Genomic DNA, 20,501 nt, shown 5'->3' with positions numbered 1-20,501 from the left:
TGCAGATTGGTTTAATTAAAAGATTGATCTGCGGTAGGAAATCTACCCGCTGCCACATCTTGTGCAAACTCACCCACCGCATCAGACATCTCTTTACGTAGATTTCGATAAGCCTTAGCAAGTTTTGGCATCTTTGCGCTCATTCCCATTAGATCTGTCCAAACTAAGACCTGGGCATCACAGTTAACACCTGCGCCAATGCCAATGGTTGGAATCAAAAGCTCCTTTGTAATCTGCGCAGCAAGTTCTGCCGGCACTGCCTCCAGCACAATCGCAAAAACTCCGGCCGCCTGCAGTGCTTTAGCATCATTAATAATTCGCTGCCCATCCTCACCTCGGCCCTGCACCTTAAAGCCACCTAAGGCGTGAACAGATTGTGGGGTTAAACCAAGATGTCCCATTACTGGAATTCCGGCAGCAATTAATTTTTCTATCTGTGGCACAACCTTGGCGCCACCTTCAAGCTTTACCGCCCCGACCTTTGCCTCTTTAAAAAATCTAATACCCGTGGCAAGTGCTTGATCGGGGGAGCTCTCATAGGAACCAAATGGAAAATCTGCAACCACCATCGCTTTTTGGCTAGCTGTTACAACAGCCCTTGCAAGTGGAATCAACTCATCAACGCTTACCGGGATTGTGTTTTCAAAACCAAGGAAATTATTGCCAGCAGAATCACCAACTAGCAGAACCGGAATACCAGCTTCATCAAAGATCTCGGCAGTGATCTGTTCATAGCAGGTGAGCATTGCCCATTTTTGGCCAGCCTCTTTCTTGGCTGCTAAATCGGTGATAGAAATACGTGAGGTATGAGCATTACTCATTATTTATCTCCTTTTAGATCAAGGCCATTACTGGTCCCTGTCTTTACTAGGTGTGCTTACTTTAACTTAACTCCCACCAGGTGCGCCACCTGAGGTACTCTTGAAAAGTGAGTGATACCGGCCTAATCAGAATTGCCCTTGCCCAGATCAACCCAACTGTTGGTGATCTAAGTAAAAATGCTGATCTAATTTCTAAGTACGCATTTGATGCCGCCAACGCCGGCGCGGTAGTAGTTGTTTATCCGGAGATGATTTTAACTGGCTACCCAGTTGAGGATTTAGCCAATCGAGCATCCTTTAGAGCTGCCTCCATTGCTGCAGTTGAAAAACTTGCAGTTCGAATTAATAGTGAAGGTAATGGAGATCTAACTTTATTAGTTGGCTACTTAGGCCAAAGTGAGGGCGGGCGGCCTCAAAACTGTGTTGCAGTTATTTATCGCGGTGAGATTATGGCGACCTATATCAAACACCACCTGCCAAATTATGGAGTCTTTGATGAGTATCGAAACTTTGCCCCTGGAAATCACTCATTAGTAATCAGAGTTTGTGGGGTTGATATTGGTATTGCAATTTGTGAAGATATTTGGCAAGCAGGGGGCCCAGTTGCAGAGTTAGCCAAGCGAAATATTGGATTACTACTAGTTCCTAATGGCTCACCATTTGAGTTAAATAAAGATGATGCCAGATTGGCTTTGGTGCAAGCGCGCTCCCTTGAGATCGGCGCCCCACTTGCCTATGTAAATATGACTGGTGGGCAAGATGATTTAGTTTTTGATGGCGACACAATCATCACCTCCCAAACTGGTCAGATAATTGCCAGAGCTCCGCAATTTGAAGATGGCCTGATGGTGATTGATCTTGATGTGAAGTTAGCATCTAGTGATCCAGATTTAATTATTTCAAACCCACCAATTTTAAAGTATCAAAAGATAAAGGCTGGTGTGGCAAGAAGGCTGGGGGATTTAGAGCAAATCTGGCAGGGGCTGGTAATTGGCTTGCGAGATTATGTGGAGAAGAATAATTTTAAATCGGTAATCCTTGGTGTATCTGGTGGAATAGATTCAGCAGTTGTTGCTGCATTAGCTGCAGATGCAATTGGGGCAAGCCGGGTACATGGCGTGGCAATGCCAAGTAAGTTTTCATCAGAGCACTCATTAGCTGATGCTAAAGAGTTAGCAATAAATATTGGTTTAAATTATCGAATCATCGAGATCGCTCCAATGGTGGCAAACTTTATTGAGAATCTGCATTTGGCAGGAGTGGCAGAGGAGAATCTGCAGGCACGTGTGCGCGGGGTAACCTTGATGGGATTATCAAATCAAGAGGGGCACTTAGTGCTTGCTACCGGCAATAAATCTGAGTTAGCAGTTGGCTACTCAACTTTGTATGGGGACGCCGTCGGCGGCTTTGCCCCGATTAAAGATCTATATAAAACTCAAGTTTGGCAATTAGCTAAGTGGCGCAATGAGTTAGCAATCCTGCAGGGACAAACCCCACCGATTCCAGTCAACTCAATTAACAAAGAGCCAAGTGCTGAGCTTCGCCCTGATCAAAAGGACTCTGACTCTTTGCCTGATTACAAAGTTTTAGATCAGATTTTAGAAATCTATATTGATCAAGATGGTGGAAAGCCAGCCGCGCTCGCTGCCGGATTTGATGCAGCACTTGTCGATAAGGTGGTTGGGTTAGTTGATCGAGCTGAGTACAAACGCCGGCAGTATCCACCTGGAACAAAGATCTCAAATAGGGCCTTTGGTAAGGATCGCAGGTTGCCGATTACATCACATTGGAATGAGTCTTAATCTAAATTAAGCGTAATTGTTAAAACACGCAAATGATTTGCAATTAGCCTTAACTCAATTGGTACTTTAGATTTAGCCCGTGATTAAATCAATTGGCAAGTGGCTGTTTACGCGCCGTCGGGTAATTGATTTTGGTCTTGCAACATCTTGTAGCTGCTAATACTTTCTTTAACCTCATCCTGCTTTGCCCTTTTTTTTAAATCAACCAATTAATTTTTAGGAGAAATAAATGAAAATTTACAACGACATCACTGAGATATTCGGAAATACCCCGCTAGTTAAAATCAATAAAATTATGGATGGCGCCGCCGCTAATGTTTGGGCAAAGCTTGAGTTTTATAACCCATCTGCAACTGTTAAAGATCGCCTTGCGATTGCCATGGTTGACGCTGCTGAAAAAAGTGGTGAACTAAAGCCTGGTGGCACAATTGTTGAGGCAACCTCGGGAAACACAGGAGTTGCACTGGCCATGGTCGGGGCAGCCCGTGGATACAAAGTAATTTTATCGATGCCAGAGTCTGTCTCAAAGGAGCGTCGTAAATTAATTAGAGCATACGGAGCTGAGTTAATTTTAACTCCAGCTGCAGAGGGAATGAAGGGCGCTGTTGCAAGATCTGAGGAGCTAGCAAAATCTGGCGCTGTAATGGTTCGCCAATTTGAAAATGCTGCCGGTCCTATCATTCACCGCCAAACAACTGGTGAAGAAATATGGCGAGACACTGATGGCACAGTTGATGTTTTAATCTCTGGAATTGGAACTGGTGGCACGATTACCGGAACAGGACAACTACTTAAAGAGCGCAAATCAAGCGTTAAGGTGATTGGTGTTGAACCAGCAGCATCACCTATTTTAAATGGTGGCGCCCCAGGCTCACACCCGATTCAAGGAATTGGTGCAAACTTTGTGCCACCAGTATTGGATCGAAATGTTTATGATGAAATTTTAGATGCCTCGGCTGCAGATGCAATTAAGTATGCCCGCCGTGCAGGCAGTGAAGAAGGAATCTTGGCTGGTATCTCATCAGGTGCTGCGCTTTGGGCAGCTTCGGTTGTGGCAAAGCGAGCCGAGTTTGCTGGAAAAAATATCGTAGTAATCATTCCTTCATTTGGTGAGCGTTATCTTTCAACTGTTCTGTATGAAGATTTAACTGATTAAATGATTAAAGGCATAGTTGAAGATATTGATACTGCGCTAGCTAAAGATCCAGCTGCGCGTAATCGATTAGAGGTTTTACTTACCTATCCAGGCTTGCATGCGGTTTGGGGACATCGAATCTCTCATTTTCTTTGGCGCATTAATCTGAAATTAATCGCCCGCATCCATTCAAATTTGGTGCGAAGTACTACTGGAATTGAGATTCATCCAGCGGCGAAAATCGGTCGAAGATTTTTTATTGACCATGGCATGGGTGTAGTAATTGGTGCCACGGCTGTTGTTGGTGATGATGTAATGATTTATCATGATGTGACATTGGGTGCTAAATCTGGTGGCACCGGCAAGCGCCATCCAACCATTGGAAATAATGTGGTGATCGGTGCGGGTGCTCGAATAATTGGTGATATCACCGTGGGCGATGGCGCCAAAGTTTCTGCCAACATGGTGGTAAGTAGAAGTGTTCCTGCCAGCACTAGTGTGGATTCATCGGAGTTTTTCGCAATCTAATCACGCTTAAGTTGGGCATATTTTTGCCAGTTAACATAGCCGTAACCATCATTGGCTTTAATACTGTCTATGACCTCCCCAAGTGATTTAACCAAGCAACAAAACTTTGTCCTTCGTACATTAGAAGAGCGCAACATTAGATTTGTGCGCCTTTGGTTTACCGATGTTTTAGGCTTTTTAAAATCTGTTGCAATCGCACCAGCTGAGTTAGAAAACGCATTTGCTGAAGGAATTGGTTTTGATGGCTCAGCAATTGAAGGCTTTGCTCGAGTAACTGAAGCAGATATGTTGGCAAAGCCAGATCCTGCAAGCTTTTCAGTTCTGCCATGGCGAACTGAATCTCCAGGAGCGGCTCGAATGTTTTGTGATATTTCACTTCCAGATGGCACACCAGCATCAGTTGATCCAAGAAGAGTTTTACGTCAAACATTAGAAAAAGTAGCAAAGCTTGGTTACACCTGTTACACACATCCTGAGATTGAATTCTTCTTATTTAAAGATGAACCAAAGCCAGGACAAGAGCCAATCCCAGTTGATTCGGCTGGCTACTTTGATCACACGCCATCTGTAGTTGGTCATGACTTTAGAAGACAAGCAATTACAATTTTAGAAGCAATGGGAATCTCAGTTGAGTTCTCACACCATGAAGGTGGCCCTGGCCAGCAAGAAATTGATCTTCGATATGCCGATGCGTTATCCACCGCAGATAACATCATGACATTTAGACATGTGGTTAAAGAGGTGGCGCTAGATCAAGGATTTTACGCCTCCTTTATGCCAAAGCCATTTACTAATCATCCTGGCTCTGCCATGCACACCCACATCTCTTTATTTGAAGGAGAGAAGAATGCATTTTATGAAGAGGGCGCGCCAATGCAATTATCAAAGGTTGGTAGATCATTCACCGCCGGAATTATTAAGCACGCATCTGAGATAACTGCAATTACTAATCAATGGGTTAATTCTTATAAGAGATTAAGTGGTGGTGGTGAAGCACCAGCATATGCAAATTGGGCACAGGTTGATCGAAATGCAATGGTTAGAATTCCAACTTATAAACCAAAGAAAGAGGCCTCAACTCGAATTGAGGTTAGATCCCCAGACTCTGCGTGTAATCCATACCTTGCTTTTGCAGTAATTATCGCGGCCGGTATGGCAGGAGTAGAAGGTGGTTATGAATTAACGGAAAATTTGAAACCAGCTCCACTTCCAACTGATTTAGCAGAAGCAATTAGCGCGATGGAAAAGAGTGATTTAGTGAAGAAAACATTAGGTGATGATGTTTTTGAGTATGTATTGCGCAATAAGCGAAGTGAGTGGGATGAGTATCGCAAACAGGTTAGCGCCTATGAATTAGACAGGTATTTGCCAGTTTTATAGGTAGGATCAAGTTATGAGCAATCAAATACTTACCGAGATTCATGTAGACCTAGATAACCGCGATAAAAACACCGCCCTCTTTAGAGTGTTTTTAGCATTCCCAGTATTGATCTTCCTAAGCAGCTTCTCTGAGTTTGCCGATAACCTGCCAGGAGTAATAGGTGGCTTCCTAGTCCTACCGGTAGTGCTATCACTGCTATTTAGAAATGTTTATCCATCGTATGTTTTAGCATTTAATAAAGCACTCCTTGAGTTAAGTAATCGAATTAATGCCTACCTACTTTTACTCACTGATGAGTACCCATCAATTGAAGCTAATCAAAAAGTGCGCTTGATATATCCAGAAATTGAGGGCGGTAAAAAGCTCTCACCTTGGATGCCACTAGTTAAGTGGTTTTTAGCAATTCCACTTTTCTTACTTGGACTTATCTACGCCATCTACGCTCTTGCGCTAACACTTGTTGCTTGGATTACCGTGATCAGTCAAGGTCATTACCCAGAGGAAAAAGCTGAAGAGGTAATTAAGGTAATTGCTTATTGGAATCGCCTTTATGGATACGCGCTGTTATTAATAACAGATGAGTACCCATCTTTTTCACTTAACTAACGCAGCGAAACCTTATTTTTTACCCCACCCTTTGGGCGATAAGTCGCCCTAGGTTGGGCTTTAGGGAAATCACCTTTTAATCTAAAGTTTTTTGCCACCATTAATAAAATTAATCTAGCCTCTGCAATTGCAAAGTACTCACCCAAACATTTCCTACTACCGCCACCAAATGGGAAGTAAGCACCGCGGGGCAGTGATTTTTCAAATTCTGAATCTAACCAACGATCTGGCCGCCATTTCTCTGGTTCTGGAAAGTATCTTGGATTTCGATGTGTCACATACTGGCTAACTAAAACATGTGCACCCTTTGGAATTTTCACGCCATCAATTATGCAATCGGTGGTGGCAATTCTGGGTGCTACCCAAACTGGAGGAGCAAGTCGCATCGTCTCTTGCAAAACGGCGGATGCAATCTTTGAACTCTCCTCTAACTCTTGATAGGTGGGTGTGCGATTTTCTTTAATCCATAAAGCATTATCTGCCTCATCCTCAAGTTGTTTTTGCACTTGCGGATTTTTAGCTAAGTATGAAAAGGCCCAACTCATTACATTTGCAGTAGTTTCATGGCCACTTAAAATCAAAGTTAAAACCTCATCGCGAATATGATCAGTTGAGATTTGATCTCGCATCTGCAACAAGATTCCTAGAAGATCATCATCTTTCTTCTCACCACTTTGCATCCGCTTATTGATAATCGCCTCGGCAATTTCAACTAATCGATTTGAGGCAACCTCAAACTCCTTAAAGTACTTAATTCCAGATTTATCAAAGCGGTCTAGGCCAGGCAGCATGGTTCGTTCAATTCGATCAATTGCCACCTCCATCGACTCCGCAATCGCTTGGGTGTATTTATGAGAATCTAGGCCAAATAAACATCGAGAGACGATCTCTAAAGTTAGCGCCATCATCTCCGGGGCTAACTCAATACTTTTTTTGCTCTCCCAATCTTTAGTGTGTTCACTAACTAGGTTGTGCATAATGGCAACGTAGGAATCTAGATTTCCATGATGAAATGGTGGTTGCATCATTCTTCGGTGAGCTAGATGAATTGGCTCCTCATTAGTTAATAAGCCCTCACCTAATACTTTTCGCATTCTGGCAAAGCCCACACCCTTAACAAAATTATGTTGTTGGGCAACTGTTACCTCATGAACTGCGCTGGGGGAGAACAAACCAATAAATAATCTTCTAGATAGAAAAAATGAGCAGTTATCACCAAATTTTCTTTGCATGCCAAGTAAAAACTTTGGCGTATTAATCATGAAGGTGGCAGTTATTAAATCTGAAAATTTTGGATTTGGTCCTGGCAGATTTATATCGCCAAACCAGTTTTTACGAAAAATTGGATCTGGAATTTGTGCGTACTCATTTGGCCTTGGGGCTAGATAAGGCTTGGAAGTCGCAAACGCCATGGCTAAACGATAGGCACTTTGCACCTGAAAATGAATGGCCCATTTGATCTAATTTGGTTAATTTCTTACGAGTGAGTTAACCTTTAGCCATGTTAATCACAGGTGCTACCTCTTTACTTAACTCTTCATTGCGCCTGTCATCACTGCTTCTTATCTGCCGCGGCGGGGCCAAGTAACCGGTCCCCTCGTCGCGGAGGTCGGTCACACCGGTAGACCACTTTTAACCGACGAGGAGAAGAAATAAAAATGAGTAACTTTCCAGAACAAAGTAAATCGGCAATGCCCACATCCCGTTATGCCCCATTTAATCCATTTCCAAATGCTGGTGGATTAACTGATCGAACCTGGCCAAGTAAAACAATGAAGGCTGCTCCAAAGTGGTGTTCAGTAGATCTTCGAGATGGCAATCAAGCATTAATTGATCCAATGGATGCTAATCGCAAACTTGCCATGTTTAAGTTGTTAGTAAAGATGGGTTACAAAGAGATTGAGGTTGGCTTTCCAGCAGCTAGTCAAACTGACTTTGATTTCATTCGTAAAATTATTGAAGAGAAATTAATTCCAGATGATGTAGTCATTCAAGTATTAACCCAAGCAAGAAAGCCGTTAATTGAGCGAACCTTTGAATCAATTAAAGGATCAAAACAGGCGATAGTTCACCTTTATAACTCAACTTCAACCCTGCAACGCCGAGTAGTTTTTGGCCAAGATAAAGAGGGAATAAAGAAGATTGCAACTGAGGGCGCTGCGATCTGTTTAGATTTAGTTAAAACTGTGCCAGGCACCTTGGTTTCATTTGAGTACTCACCTGAGTCATATACCGGAACTGAACTTGAGTTCGCAGTTGAGGTTTGTAATGCGGTCAATGACATTTGGAAGCCAACACCTGCTTGGAAAACAATTATGAATTTGCCTGCCACAGTTGAGATGGCAACACCAAATATTTATGCCGATTCAATTGAATGGATGCATCGAAACCTTAAGTATCGCGATAGTGTGATTTTAAGTTTGCACCCACATAATGATCGTGGCACAGGCGTTGCAGCAGCTGAGCTTGCCTACCTAGCAGGGGCTGATCGAATTGAGGGAACTTTATTTGGTAATGGTGAGCGAACTGGAAATGTTTGCCTAGTTACTCTTGGACTTAATTTATTAACTCATGGAATTGATCCCATGATTGATTTCTCCAATATTGATGAGATTCGGCGAACAGTTGAGTACTGCAATCAATTGCGTGTGCCAGAACGTCATCCATATGGCGGGGATCTAGTCTTTACTGCTTTTTCTGGCTCTCATCAGGATGCAATTAAAAAAGGATTTGAGCATATGGAAAAAGATGCCAAAGCTGCTGGAAGTGAAAAAGATAAATTCACCTGGGCAGTTCCATACCTTCCAATTGATCCAAAAGATATTGGCCGCTCATATGAAGCGGTAATTCGCGTCAATAGCCAATCTGGCAAGGGTGGGGTCGCTTATTTAATGAAGCATGAACATCAATTAGATCTTCCTCGTAGATTACAAATTGAGTTCAGCCAAGTGATTCAATCATTAACTGATACTGAAGGTGGTGAGGTTTCACCAGAAATGATGTGGAATAAGTTTGAAGATGAGTACTTGCCTGCAAAAGATAATCAATGGGGCCGCTTTAAATTAGCCGCGCTTTCTCAAACATCACAGATGGATCAAGATGTTGATTTAAGCATTGAGTTACTAGATAAAGGTGCTTCAAAGAAGTTAACTGGTAAGGGCAATGGCCCGATTGCAGCATTTGTAGCAATTGTTAATGCTCATGAGCCAAAACTTTCACTGCGAGTTTTAGATTATTACGAGCACGCATTATCTGCTGGTGGGGATGCAAAAGCTGCTGCCTACCTAGAGTGTGAGATTGCGGGGCAGGTTTATTGGGGAGTTGGAATTGATCCAAGCACAACAACTGCTGCGCTAAAAGCAGTTATCTCATCAATTAATCGAGCAGTTCGCTAACTGCCTCTGTCTTACTCCTCTAGTAACTTAGGGGCATGCCTTTATACCGCGATCATGCGATTGTGCTGCGCACCCAAAAGTTAGGGGAGGCAGATCGCATTATCACCTTGTTCACTAAAGAACATGGCCGAATTAAAGCGGTAGCAAAGGGAGTTCGCAGAACTAAATCTAGATTTGGTGCCAGGCTTGAGCCAGCTAGTTATGTTGATCTTCAGTTATATACCGGCCGCACCTTTGACACCATAACTCAGGTTGTAAGTATTGAAAATTACGGTGATGTCTTATCTAGTGATTACCAAAGTTGGACTGTTGCTAGCGCAATTTTAGAAGCTGCTGAGCGCTTTACCTTAGCTGAGCATGAACCAGCGCTACAGCAATTTATATTAGTTAGTGGATCACTAAAAGCTTTAGCTGAAAAAAAGTATGATGCATCTTTGATATTAGATGCCTACCTTCTTAGATCATTAGCAGTGGCAGGATATGCACCCTCTTTAACTCTTTGCTCAAGATGTGACGCACCTGGTCCACATAAATTTTTCTCACTGCAAGGTGGTGGCTCAGTATGTCCAACCTGTAAACCATCAGCCTCGGCCGCCCCATCCCAGGCAACTCTAGATTTAATGGCGCATTTATTAACGGGGGATTGGGAGCAAGCGGTAAGAAGTGAGAGTAAGAATAGAAATGAGGCATCAGGTTTAATTGCCGCCTACCTGCAGTGGCACTTAGAGCGAGGCTTACGTTCCCTGCCATTAGTTGAGAGAATAAGTCGTGGTTAAAAAGAAGAGCAAGGTAGGCGGGCGCAAAAAAAATACGCCGCCAACTCCTCATCGCACCGGTGTTACTCCACCTAAATTAGATGCAAAACAAATTCCAAACCATGTTGCCTTAGTAATGGATGGCAATGGCAGATGGGCAAAGCAACGAGGATTAGCAAGGACAGCAGGACATGAAGCAGGTGAGGCTTCATTACTTGATATGGTCCATGGCGCAATTGAAATTGGTGTTAAAGAGTTAAGTGCTTACGCCTTCTCAACTGAAAACTGGCGGCGCTCGCCAGAAGAAGTGAAATTCCTAATGGAGTTTAATCGCCAAGTTTTGCGCAAGCGACGCGATGAGATGAATGATTTGGGTGTAAAGATTCGCTGGGTTGGCAGAGAAAAAAGATTATGGAGTGGAGTTTTAAAAGAGTTAAAAGAGGCGCAGGAGTTAACTAAAAATAATAAAGTATTAACTTTGAACATGTGTGTTAATTATGGCGGTCGGGCTGAGATGTTAGATGCCGCGGTTGCAATTGCAAAGGATGCACTCAAAAAGAAGATCAAACCTGATTCACTATCTGAAAAATCATTAAATAAGTATCTTTACGCCCCACAGATGAGGGACGTGGATCTATTTTTAAGATCATCCGGTGAGCAGAGAACAAGTAATTTTTTAATGTGGCAATCAGCTTATGCTGAAATGGTTTTCCTCGATGTGCTTTGGCCAGATGCAGACCGACGAACTCTTTGGAAGGCGATAGAGATATATGCCGAACGCGAAAGACGGTTTGGAAAGGCTTAAATTAAAGGTTTGCGACTAACAACCACATTATTACGACGCCGGCTAAGGTAGCAACCATTGTCACCCGTGATGGATGTTTTGAATGCGCCTCTGGCAAAATATGAGAAGTGGCAAGGTAAATAACAATTCCAGAAAATGCTGCTAAGTAGATAGCTAAATTAGCATCACTAATGGTTAATGAACTTCCAAGTGCCGCGCCACCAATTCGAGCCACTGCATCTAAGCCCAATAGGTACTTACCTTTTTCACGCCATTGGTTAGTTTTAATCAATAACGCAACTGTATTGAGGCCATCACTAAAAGCATGAACAATCATTGCAATGAAAACTGCTATTCCTAATTCGGTACTAACTTTAAATGCAAGTGCTAATGCAACACCATCTAAAAATATGTGACCCGCCATTGCAACGGCGCCAACCACACCAGCAATTTCAACGGCATGTTTATGGTCATGACCATAATCTGATTCAGCCGGTTCATGGGAACCAACAAATTGCTCTAAAAAATGTAGAAATAGAAAACCGGAAATCAAAGCTATGGATATCGTTTTAACTCCACCTAGATTTGATGAATTCATCTCAAAAATCTCCGGCAGTAAGTCAAAGCCAACCAGTCCAAGTAGTAAGCCTGCTGATAGTCCTAAAACAAGATGAAATCGATCTTTTGCCCTAAGCGCCAATAATCCACCCATGAAAGTGGCAATAACGGTAATGGCAGCCAATCCAATAACTAACATTTGCTAAATCTAGCGTAAAGTAATCACATCAACGCAAGCCGCCGACAGCCAGCCGGATGGAGATCAAATGGCCCAAGATCGTTTAGAGACAATCGTTTCCTTAGCCAAACGACGTGGTTTTGTTTACCCATCATCTGAAATTTATGGCGGACTTCGCGCATCCTGGGATTACGGTCCATTGGGAGTTGAATTAAAAAATAACATTAAACGCCAATGGTGGAAATCCATGGTGCAAGGCCGTGATGATGTGGTCGGTTTAGATTCTTGCGTGATTTTAGCTCGCGAGGTTTGGCAGGCATCAGGCCATGTTGAAACCTTCTCTGATCCATTAACTGAGTGCACAAGTTGTCATAAGCGATATCGCGCTGATCATTTAGAAGAGGCTTATGAAAATAAGCATAAGAAAAAAGCTGCCTCACTTGAAGAAATAAACTGCCCAAATTGTGGCACTAAAGGAAAGTTCACTTCACCTAAACAATTTTCTGGATTGCTTAAAACCTATCTTGGTCCAGTAGAAGATGAATCTGGTTTGGCATATTTACGGCCAGAGACTGCGCAAGGAATTTTCATTAACTTTGATAATGTGGCATCAACTTCTCGCAAGAAGCCACCATTTGGTATTGGCCAGATTGGTAAATCATTTAGAAATGAAATTACACCTGGAAACTTTATATTTAGAACTCGCGAGTTTGAACAGATGGAGATGGAGTTTTTTGTAGTCCCAGGAACTGATGAAGAGTGGCATCAATACTGGATTGATACCAGATTAGCTTGGTATAAAGATCTTGGAATTAATTCAGAACGACTTAGAATTTTTGAACATCCAAAGGAAAAGCTTTCTCATTACTCAAAGCGAACAGCAGATATTGAGTATAAGTTTGAGTTTTCTGGAACTGAGTGGGGTGAGTTAGAGGGAATTGCTAATCGAACTGATTTTGACTTGAAATCACACTCCAGAGCATCTGGTGAAAACTTAACCTGGTTTGATCAAGAAAAAAATGAGCGATGGACACCTTATGTAATTGAGCCAGCAGCTGGTGTTGATCGATGCGCACTTACATTTATGTTGGATTCTTATACAGAAGATGAAGCACCAAACTCAAAGGGTGAAATGGAAAAGCGGGCGTTAATGAAATTAGATTATCGATTAGCCCCAGTAAAGATTGGTGTGCTGCCGCTATCTAGAAATGCTGATCTATCGCCAAAAGCTAAGGATTTAGCTGATTCTTTGCGTAAGCATTGGAATGTGGATTTTGATGATGCTGGCGCGATTGGCAGACGTTATCGCCGTCAAGATGAAATTGGTACCCCATTTTGTATCACAATTGATTTTGAGAGCTTAGATGATCAAGCAGTAACAATTAGAGAGCGTGACAGCATGGCACAATCTCGAATTGCAATTGATCAGGTTCAAAATTACTTAGCTCCCAAATTATTAGGTTGCTAATTGCTTACGCAGGTTAAACCACTTCGTCTGCCAATTTCTAATGGCAGATTTGAAAATAATGAGTTTGTATTAAGCACTCCAGTTGTTTTAGCTCCAATGGCAGGTATAACAAATGCCGCCTTTCGAAGATTATGCCGGGAGCAAGGCGCTGGCCTCTTTGTTTCTGAGATGGTTACTGCTCGAGCATTAATTGAGCGACGTGAGGAAACCTTTAGATTAATTAAGCCAGGAGTTGGTGAGTCGCCAAGATCAGTCCAACTCTACGCCGTTGATCCAATTGTGTTAGGTAAAGCGGTTGATTTGTTAGGTAGTGAAGATCTTGCAGATCACATTGATTTAAATTTTGGCTGTCCAGTTCCGAAGGTAACTCGCCGTGGTGGTGGCGCAGCATTGCCATTTAAGCGAAGATTGTTTTCAGCAATTGTTGAAGCAGCGGTTAAGAGTGCGAGCAAGTATGGAATTCCAGTAACGGTAAAGATGCGAGTTGGAATTAATTCAGATCATCACACCTTTTTAGAGTCAGCAAAGTCAGCAGCAGATCTTGGAGTTACTTGGGTGGCACTTCATGCTAGAACTGCAGCGCAGTTATATGAAGGCAGAGCTGATTGGAATAAAATTACGGATTTAGTTGAACATCTTTCTGGCAGCGATGTGCCCGTACTCGGCAATGGTGATATTTGGTCAGGTGAGGATGCAGTAAGAATGATTAGCCAAACAGGTTGTGCTGGCGTAGTGGTAGGCAGGGGTTGTCTAGGCAGACCTTGGTTATTTGCAGATTTAGTTAACTCAATAAATGGTGAAAATAAACGCGTTAATCCAAATTTGTTTGAAGTTCGACAAATTATGTTACGTCATGGTCAATTGCTAGTTGAATACTTTGAAAATGAGGACCGAGCGATGCGCGATATTAGAAAGCATATGGCTTGGTATTTAAAGGGCTTTTCAGTACCACGTGAGATTAGATCCTCTCTTGGAATGGTTGAATCACTAAGTCATATGCAGGAGTTGTTGTCAGGATTAGAAGATCAACCATATCCACAAGAAGTAGGCGATGGACCGCGGGGTCGAACCAGCCATGGCCGTGAGGTAAAACTTCCAGATGGATGGCTAAATGATCCAGATGAGTTAGCAACAATTTCAATTGATGACGCTATTTCAGGTGGCTAAAGTAATTGTTCATTTTTAGATTTATTAGAAGAGTAATCTCATTCATATTGCTATTAATAATTGTTGTGCCACTTTATTTCGCTGGCAGTATTTGGTACTCAGCTAGAAATTCAGAAGCAGTAAAATCTGATGTAATTCTTGTGATGGGAGCGGCTCAATTTGATGGCCGGCCAAGTGATATTTTGCAATCAAGATTGAAGGAGAGTTTACAAATATTTAAATCAGGGCTTGCGCCAAGAATTTACACAATCGGCTCTGGCGCTCCAGGAGATAGAACTACTGAGGCGGCAGCCAGTAAGAATTGGTTGATTAATAATGGCGTTAAAAAATCAAATATTTTATCCATCACGAAAGGCAGAGATACTTTAAGTAGCACTCAGGCATATGCAGCGGCAATGAAAAAGGCAAAACATACATCGGTAATTATTGTGACAGATCCTTATCACTGCTATCGATCAGTAAAAATAGCTACTGACTTAGGATTAATTGCTAGCTGTGATCCAGTTAAAACTGGTCCAGCTTCAGTTACAAACTCAGGGTATAAGTATTTAGCAAGAGAAACTGGGGCATATCTGGCCTATATAACAGTTGGCCGGCTTGGTATTAAGTTAAGTGATCGATTAATTGCAAGAGATCTATACTCTTAAGCCATGGAGTTACTACCTTTTCTAGATCTTTTATCAACCTTAGTTTTTGCACTAGTTGGCGCAAGAATTGCTGCAGATAAAGGCTTAGATTATGGCGGCATCGCATTTATCGCAGCGATCGCGTCAGTCTCTGGCGGCACATTAAGAAATGTTTTTCTTGGATTAAAACCAGTATGGATCAGTGATCCCTGGATAACTATTGCAGTTTTAAGTGCGGTGCTTACTACTTTGGTCTTTAGAAGAGTAACCAGAATTGGTAAAACACTTCTGGTAATGGACACCTTTGGGTTAGCAATTGCCACAATCTCAGGCTCACATCTTGCTCTTCAACAGGGAGTTTCTTGGCTCGCTGCAATTATTTTAGGTCTTATTACTGCTGTAACTGGTGGCCTACTTCGTGATGTTTTATGTCAGGTTGAGCCAGTGCTTTTACACCGTGAAACAATTGGCACATCTTCATTGGTTGGGGCAATAACTTTTGTTTGGTTACAGCAGGTGGAGGTTGATTTAACTCTATCTGCAGTAATTGGAGCAGCAGTGGTAGTAATTACCAGAATCATCTCAATTTATTTTGATCTGCATCTGCCTAAATTTAACTCAAAGAAAAAGGCTTAAAATAAGCAAAATTACCAACACAACAGTTGGCAGGTAGGATTCCCAAATGGTTATCAGAGCAGCTAATGAGCATCCCGGATACTCTGAGTTTGATCGCGCAAGATTTTTAGATGAACCTGCAAAACGTGGTGGTCGTACTGAGTTTGCAAGAGATCGCGCAAGAATTATTCACTCCTTCGCACTTCGCCGCTTAGCTGCTAAAACTCAAGTAGCAGTTCCTTGGGCAACAGATTTTCCAAGAACTCGACTTTCACATTCACTTGAGTGCGCGCAAGTTGGTCGAGAATTAGGAGCTGCCCTCGGTGCGGATCCAGATTTAATGGAGGGTGCTTGTCTTGCTCATGACATTGGTCATCCACCATTTGGTCACAATGGGGAGGAGGCGTTAAATCAAATTGCTTCATCCTGCGGTGGCTTTGAAGGAAATGCGCAAAGTATTAGATTATTAATTAGATTAGAGGCAAAAACAGTATTACCTGACGGCAAATCAATTGGTTTGAATTTAACTAGAGCCTCCCTTGATGCTGCCACAAAATATCCATGGAGTCGGGCGGTGAATGCTAGAAAGTTTGGCGTCTATGAGGATGATCTAGAGATTTTTAATTGGTATCGAAGTGGCGTGGAATCTGGCAAGACCTCCATGGAGGCGCAGATTATGGATTGGTCTGATGATGTTGCCTACAGCGTTCATGATTTAGAGGATTCATTAGTTTCTGGTCAAGTTAAATTAGATCAATTAAGTAGTGATCTGCCTAAGTTATTCAAAGTTGCTCAAGAGATGTATTTAGCTGATATCACTGAAAGTGAAATGCAATCAGCATTGGATGCTTTGCAGAAGCTATCTTGCTGGCCTCGATATTACGATGGTACTCATCGCTCACTAGCTAGATTAAAGGATTTAGCCAGCCAGTTAATTGGCCGCTTTGCCCAGGCTGCTGAGGTTGCAACTCAAGAGAAGTATGGCGATGGTGATTTAACTAGATATAACGCAAATTTAGTTGTGCCTAGGGCGCAACGAGTTGAGGTGGCATTACTTAAATCAATGGCTGGGCATTATGTAATAAACGCCAGTGATTCTCAGATTAGATATGCCGAGCAACAAAGACTGCTAACTGAATTGGTGCAGGCAATACTTGAGAGCGCCCCAAATACCTTAGAAAGTTTCTTCCTACAGGATTGGCAAAATGCTCAAACTGATCAAGCTCGCCTTCGCGTAGTAATTGATCAGGTGGCATCTTTAACTGATCCGGGCGCAGTTGCACTGCATAATCGCCTTATTAACAAGGGATAATTTAAGTTGTCCACTTTGAAACTAGGATAGGAAGTATGGCCGGACGTATTAAAGATGAGGATGTTACATACATCCGCGATCACTCACCGATAGATGATGTAGTTGGTGATTATGTGCAGCTAAAAAATGCTGGTGGTGGTCAGAAAAAAGGTCTGTGTCCATTTCATGATGAGAAGAGTCCCTCCTTTCATGTGACACCTAGCAAAGGATTTTTTCACTGCTTTGGTTGCCAAGTTGGTGGGGATGTAATTGCATTTATTATGAAGTTAGAGCATTTAACATTTATGGAGACGGTAGAGCGCTTAGCTGATCGAATTGGCTACACACTTCGTTATGAATCAGGTGGAGTTAGTACTGGTCCATCAATTAATCGCTCACGATTAGTTGCTGCAAACACAGCAGCCTCACTTTTTTATCAGGAACAATTACAACTTCCAGCAGCTCAACATGGCCGAGATTTCTTAACTAAACGTGGCTTTGATCGAGATGCGGCAAAAAACTTTAATGTTGGTTACGCACCGGATGAATGGGATGGGCTTTATAAAAACCTTAAAGGAAAAGGTTTTACTGATGAAGAGTTAAATCTGGCTGGTTTAGTTAAAGAAGGCACCAAGGGAATGATTGATCGATATCGAAATCGATTAATTTGGCCAGTTAAAGATATTTCTGGTGATGTGGTCGGATTTGGTGCAAGAAAGTTAGCAAGTGATGAGGTAGATACTGGGCCAAAGTACTTAAACTCACCTGAAACTCCAGTTTATAAAAAGAATCAGATTTTGTACGGCTTAGATATGGCTAAGAAAGAAATTGCAAAAAATCGACAAGTTGTAATTGTTGAAGGCTATACCGATGTAATGGCTGCCCATTTAGCTGGGGTAACAACTGCAGTTGCAACCTGTGGCACCGCCTTTGGTGATGAGCACATAAGAATAATTAGAAGATTATTAATGGACGCCGACGCATTTAGAGGTGAGGTTATCTTTACCTTTGATGGTGATGCTGCGGGGCAAAAAGCAGCGCTTCGTGCATTTGAAGATGATCAAAAGTTTGTTGCCCAAACATTTGTGGCAGTTGAACCAAATGGTATGGATCCTTGCGAGTTACGCCAAGCCCATGGCGATGACGCCGTTCGTAATTTAGTTGCAAGGCGAGTTCCTTTATTTGAGTTCGCAATTAAATCCGTGATTGCAAACTATGACATCACAGCTGCTGAAGGCAGAGTTAATGCGTTAAATCTGGTTGCGCCATTAATTGGAAAAATTCGAGACGCATCCCTTCGCCCAGAGTATGTTCGCTTACTTGCCGGCTGGCTTGGCATGGAGGTAGATATTGTTTCAACTGCAGTAAAGCGAAGCGGTGGTGCTAATTCAGCAACAAGTGATAAACGAATCAATTTAACAGATCCAGTTTTAGTATTAGAGCGTGAAGTTCTAAAGGTTCGCCTGCAACTGCCAACACTTTCTCATAGCTGGGTAGATCTTGAGCCAACCGCCTTCTCATTCCCTCTTTATAATCAATTACGCGCTGGTATTGATAATCAAGCAGAGTTTAATATTCAAGAGTTAATTGATAAGGCTGAAAGTGAAGAGCTTAAATCTTTGATTACTGAGTTAACAGTTGAACCAATCCGAACTGATGGTGAGGTTTCAGATCGCTACATCACCAGTATCTTTGCTCGCTTGCGCGAGGTTGCATTAAGCAGATCAATCGCTGAGATTAAATCAACTTTGCAAAGATTAAATCCGGTGGAAAATGATGCGCAGTATCAAGAGATCTTTGGTCAATTAGTTGGCATGGAGGCAGCCCGCCGGGTGCAAAAAGAATTAGCATTAGGGGAGAGTTAAAAAGCGAATAAATTAGGCGTAGGTTTGAGTGGCTTAATTTTTTCGATACTATTTGCCCTCACCAATCTTTAATTAGATTGATGTATTCCCTGATAGCTCAATTGGCAGAGCAGCCGGCTGTTAACCGGCAGGTTCTTGGTTCGAGTCCAAGTCAGGGAGCATGGCGCTATATCGAGTACAGGTCTCATTACCTGACCGTCCAGGTTCACTTGGTGCGGTGGCATCTGCAATTGGATTTGCAGGTGGAGATATTCGTGGATTAGTTGTGCTCCGAAGTGAAAATGGCCGAGGAATTGATGACATCACAATTGCAGTTCCAGGCAGTGATCCAACAGATTTAGTAAATGTCTTAACTTCAATCGGTGGGGTTGAGGTAATTTCAATTACCCCAGTGGATTAATACTTAACTTCTTGTAATTGTTTTGCAGATTGTTCAGGCTCTAAATCCATTATAAAAGCACCCATTGCAGATTCTGAACCAGATAAATACTTTAACTTTCCAGGTTGGCGTCTTACAGAAACTATCTGCCAGTGCAAACGCATGCAATCTCGACCAATATTTACTGGGGCTTGATACCAAGAGGCGATATATGCCATTTCAATTCCAAACACGCCATCTAATCTAGTTAAAGCCTCTTTAGCGATTGGTGCAAATAAATCAGATTGTTTTTCATCTAAATCCGCCATGGCAGCAACTGTGCGCTTAGGGGCAATGTGAATTTCAAATGGATATCTAGCCGCATATGGCACAAATGCAATCCACTCAGGATTCTCACAAATGATTCGCTTTTTGTCCTTAACCTCACGGGCAATCACATCATCAAGTAATACTCTGCCAGTTTTAGCTAGGTGTGATTTTGCAGCTTCTAACATCTTTTCAATTCGTGGTGGCAGGAATGAGTAAGCATAAATCTGTCCATGTGGGTGAGACAGGGTTACGCCAACCTCTTCGCCGCGATTTTCAAAGGGAAATACATGCTCAACGAATGAAAGTTTAGAAAGGGCTGAATCACGATCTTTCCAGGCTTCCAACACAGTTCTAATTTGTTTTGTACTTAATTTTGCAAAGCTAGATCCATGATCTTGGGTGTAGCAAACAACTTCACAAGCACCTGCTGCATCAGCGTTTGGGGTATCAAGACCAGAAATTTGCGGAAGTTTCCAATTACTACTTGGGGTGGTTAGCGCTGGTGAACGATTGGTGAAGACAACAACCTCATAATCCTTATCTGGAACCTCAGTTAATTTACTATCAACAGTTGGGCAAAGTGGGCATAATTCTTTTGGTGGCAGAAAAACTCGGTGTTGGCGATGAGAGGCAACTGCAATCCACTCATTTACCAGTGGATCAAGACGTAAGTGTCCAATGCCAGGTTGAGCTTTATCATCTCTTTTGTCTACTGCAGTACGTGTTACTTCTTTGCTATCGTAGTAAGAGATTTGCCGGCCATCTGCTAATTGCAAATCAGATCGGAATACTCCACCCGATAATCCTTTGGCCATAATGGTTAAGGGTAGTGCAAAAA

The 20,501-nt window shown here is 42.4% G+C and carries 19 protein-coding genes and 1 tRNA gene; 16 read left to right on the top strand and 4 right to left on the bottom strand.

Annotation, left to right across the window (positions count from 1 at the left end; all coding sequences use genetic code 11):
• Positions 1 to 11: 11 nt before the first annotated feature.
• The gene (panB, locus tag B1s21122_RS04715) at positions 12 to 821 is read right to left on the bottom strand and encodes a 3-methyl-2-oxobutanoate hydroxymethyltransferase (RefSeq protein WP_095680382.1); all 810 of its coding nucleotides are present in this window, start codon (positions 819 to 821) and stop codon (positions 12 to 14) included.
• Between the two features lie 107 nt (positions 822 to 928).
• On the opposite strand from panB, the gene B1s21122_RS04710 reads away from it, so the two are divergent.
• The 5 genes from B1s21122_RS04710 to B1s21122_RS04690 all read left to right on the top strand — a co-directional run bounded on the left by B1s21122_RS04710 (position 929) and on the right by B1s21122_RS04690 (position 6,273).
• Positions 929 to 2,623, top strand: coding sequence for an NAD+ synthase (locus B1s21122_RS04710; protein WP_095680383.1), 1,695 nt, complete (start codon positions 929 to 931; stop codon positions 2,621 to 2,623).
• A gap of 229 nt (positions 2,624 to 2,852) precedes the next feature.
• The gene (cysK, locus tag B1s21122_RS04705) at positions 2,853 to 3,779 is read left to right on the top strand and encodes a cysteine synthase A (RefSeq protein WP_095680384.1); all 927 of its coding nucleotides are present in this window, start codon (positions 2,853 to 2,855) and stop codon (positions 3,777 to 3,779) included.
• Positions 3,780 to 4,286, top strand: a complete 507-nt coding sequence (gene cysE, locus B1s21122_RS04700; RefSeq protein ID WP_095680385.1) for a serine O-acetyltransferase — start codon at positions 3,780 to 3,782, stop codon at positions 4,284 to 4,286.
• Positions 4,287 to 4,355: 69 nt separating this feature from the next.
• Positions 4,356 to 5,666: a glutamine synthetase family protein gene (locus tag B1s21122_RS04695; protein WP_095680386.1), complete on the top strand. Its 1,311-nt coding sequence runs from the start codon at positions 4,356 to 4,358 to the stop codon at positions 5,664 to 5,666.
• A 13-nt stretch (positions 5,667 to 5,679) separates the two neighbouring features.
• Entirely contained in the window at positions 5,680 to 6,273 is a 594-nt protein-coding gene (locus B1s21122_RS04690) for a hypothetical protein (RefSeq protein WP_095680387.1), read from the top strand.
• Here B1s21122_RS04690 and B1s21122_RS04685 read toward each other — a convergent pair.
• Positions 6,270 to 7,685, bottom strand: a complete 1,416-nt coding sequence (locus tag B1s21122_RS04685) for a cytochrome P450 (RefSeq protein ID WP_095681234.1) — start codon at positions 7,683 to 7,685, stop codon at positions 6,270 to 6,272. The genes B1s21122_RS04690 and B1s21122_RS04685 overlap by 4 nt on opposite strands.
• A gap of 246 nt (positions 7,686 to 7,931) precedes the next feature.
• Here B1s21122_RS04685 and leuA point away from each other — a divergent pair, with 246 nt between their 5' ends.
• The 3 genes from leuA to B1s21122_RS04670 are packed head-to-tail and all read left to right on the top strand — an operon-like array spanning position 7,932 to position 11,228.
• Complete coding sequence (leuA, locus tag B1s21122_RS04680; protein ID WP_095680388.1) at positions 7,932 to 9,668, top strand: 2-isopropylmalate synthase; 1,737 nt, start codon at positions 7,932 to 7,934, stop codon at positions 9,666 to 9,668.
• A 35-nt stretch (positions 9,669 to 9,703) separates the two neighbouring features.
• Entirely contained in the window at positions 9,704 to 10,444 is a 741-nt protein-coding gene (recO, locus tag B1s21122_RS04675) for a DNA repair protein RecO (protein WP_095680389.1), read from the top strand.
• Positions 10,437 to 11,228 (top strand): isoprenyl transferase, encoded by a 792-nt coding sequence (locus B1s21122_RS04670; RefSeq protein ID WP_095680390.1) that lies wholly within the window; start codon positions 10,437 to 10,439, stop codon positions 11,226 to 11,228. Before recO ends, B1s21122_RS04670 begins: the two co-directional genes overlap by 8 nt.
• Position 11,229: 1 nt before the next feature.
• Here B1s21122_RS04670 and B1s21122_RS04665 read toward each other — a convergent pair whose 3' ends face one another.
• Positions 11,230 to 11,964 (bottom strand): ZIP family metal transporter, encoded by a 735-nt coding sequence (locus B1s21122_RS04665; protein WP_095680391.1) that lies wholly within the window; start codon positions 11,962 to 11,964, stop codon positions 11,230 to 11,232.
• Between the two features lie 67 nt (positions 11,965 to 12,031).
• Between B1s21122_RS04665 and B1s21122_RS04660 the strand changes: the two genes are divergently transcribed.
• The 8 genes from B1s21122_RS04660 to B1s21122_RS04625 all read left to right on the top strand — a co-directional run bounded on the left by B1s21122_RS04660 (position 12,032) and on the right by B1s21122_RS04625 (position 19,375).
• Positions 12,032 to 13,411 carry a glycine--tRNA ligase gene (locus B1s21122_RS04660; protein WP_095680392.1) on the top strand — a complete coding sequence of 460 codons (1,380 nt, stop codon included), beginning with the start codon at positions 12,032 to 12,034 and terminating at the stop codon, positions 13,409 to 13,411.
• Positions 13,412 to 14,578 (top strand): tRNA dihydrouridine synthase DusB, encoded by a 1,167-nt coding sequence (dusB, locus tag B1s21122_RS04655; protein WP_095680393.1) that lies wholly within the window; start codon positions 13,412 to 13,414, stop codon positions 14,576 to 14,578.
• 5 nt (positions 14,579 to 14,583) lie between these two features.
• Positions 14,584 to 15,225: a YdcF family protein gene (locus B1s21122_RS04650; protein WP_095680394.1), complete on the top strand. Its 642-nt coding sequence runs from the start codon at positions 14,584 to 14,586 to the stop codon at positions 15,223 to 15,225.
• Between the two features lie 3 nt (positions 15,226 to 15,228).
• On the top strand, positions 15,229 to 15,840 hold the full coding sequence (locus B1s21122_RS04645) for a trimeric intracellular cation channel family protein (protein ID WP_095680395.1): 612 nt from the start codon (positions 15,229 to 15,231) through the stop codon (positions 15,838 to 15,840).
• A 46-nt stretch (positions 15,841 to 15,886) separates the two neighbouring features.
• Positions 15,887 to 17,131 carry a deoxyguanosinetriphosphate triphosphohydrolase gene (locus tag B1s21122_RS04640; RefSeq protein ID WP_095680396.1) on the top strand — a complete coding sequence of 415 codons (1,245 nt, stop codon included), beginning with the start codon at positions 15,887 to 15,889 and terminating at the stop codon, positions 17,129 to 17,131.
• Positions 17,132 to 17,166: 35 nt separating this feature from the next.
• Positions 17,167 to 18,975 carry a DNA primase gene (dnaG, locus tag B1s21122_RS04635; RefSeq protein WP_095680397.1) on the top strand — a complete coding sequence of 603 codons (1,809 nt, stop codon included), beginning with the start codon at positions 17,167 to 17,169 and terminating at the stop codon, positions 18,973 to 18,975.
• Positions 18,976 to 19,061: 86 nt separating this feature from the next.
• Positions 19,062 to 19,134: transfer RNA gene (locus tag B1s21122_RS04630), tRNA-Asn, on the top strand.
• Between the two features lies 1 nt (position 19,135).
• A complete protein-coding gene (locus B1s21122_RS04625; RefSeq protein ID WP_095680398.1) occupies positions 19,136 to 19,375 on the top strand; it encodes an ACT domain-containing protein in 240 nt (79 codons plus the stop codon).
• Here B1s21122_RS04625 and galT read toward each other — a convergent pair.
• Entirely contained in the window at positions 19,372 to 20,478 is a 1,107-nt protein-coding gene (gene galT, locus B1s21122_RS04620) for a galactose-1-phosphate uridylyltransferase (protein WP_095680399.1), read from the bottom strand. The genes B1s21122_RS04625 and galT overlap by 4 nt on opposite strands.
• Positions 20,479 to 20,501 lie beyond the last annotated feature (23 nt).

It is taken from the genome of Candidatus Nanopelagicus limnes (assembly GCF_002287885.2).
In the GTDB taxonomy this organism is placed as follows: domain Bacteria; phylum Actinomycetota; class Actinomycetes; order Nanopelagicales; family Nanopelagicaceae; genus Nanopelagicus; species Nanopelagicus limnae.
Note: the sequence above shows the minus strand (reverse complement) of the source record. Positions and strands in the feature narration are given on the sequence as shown.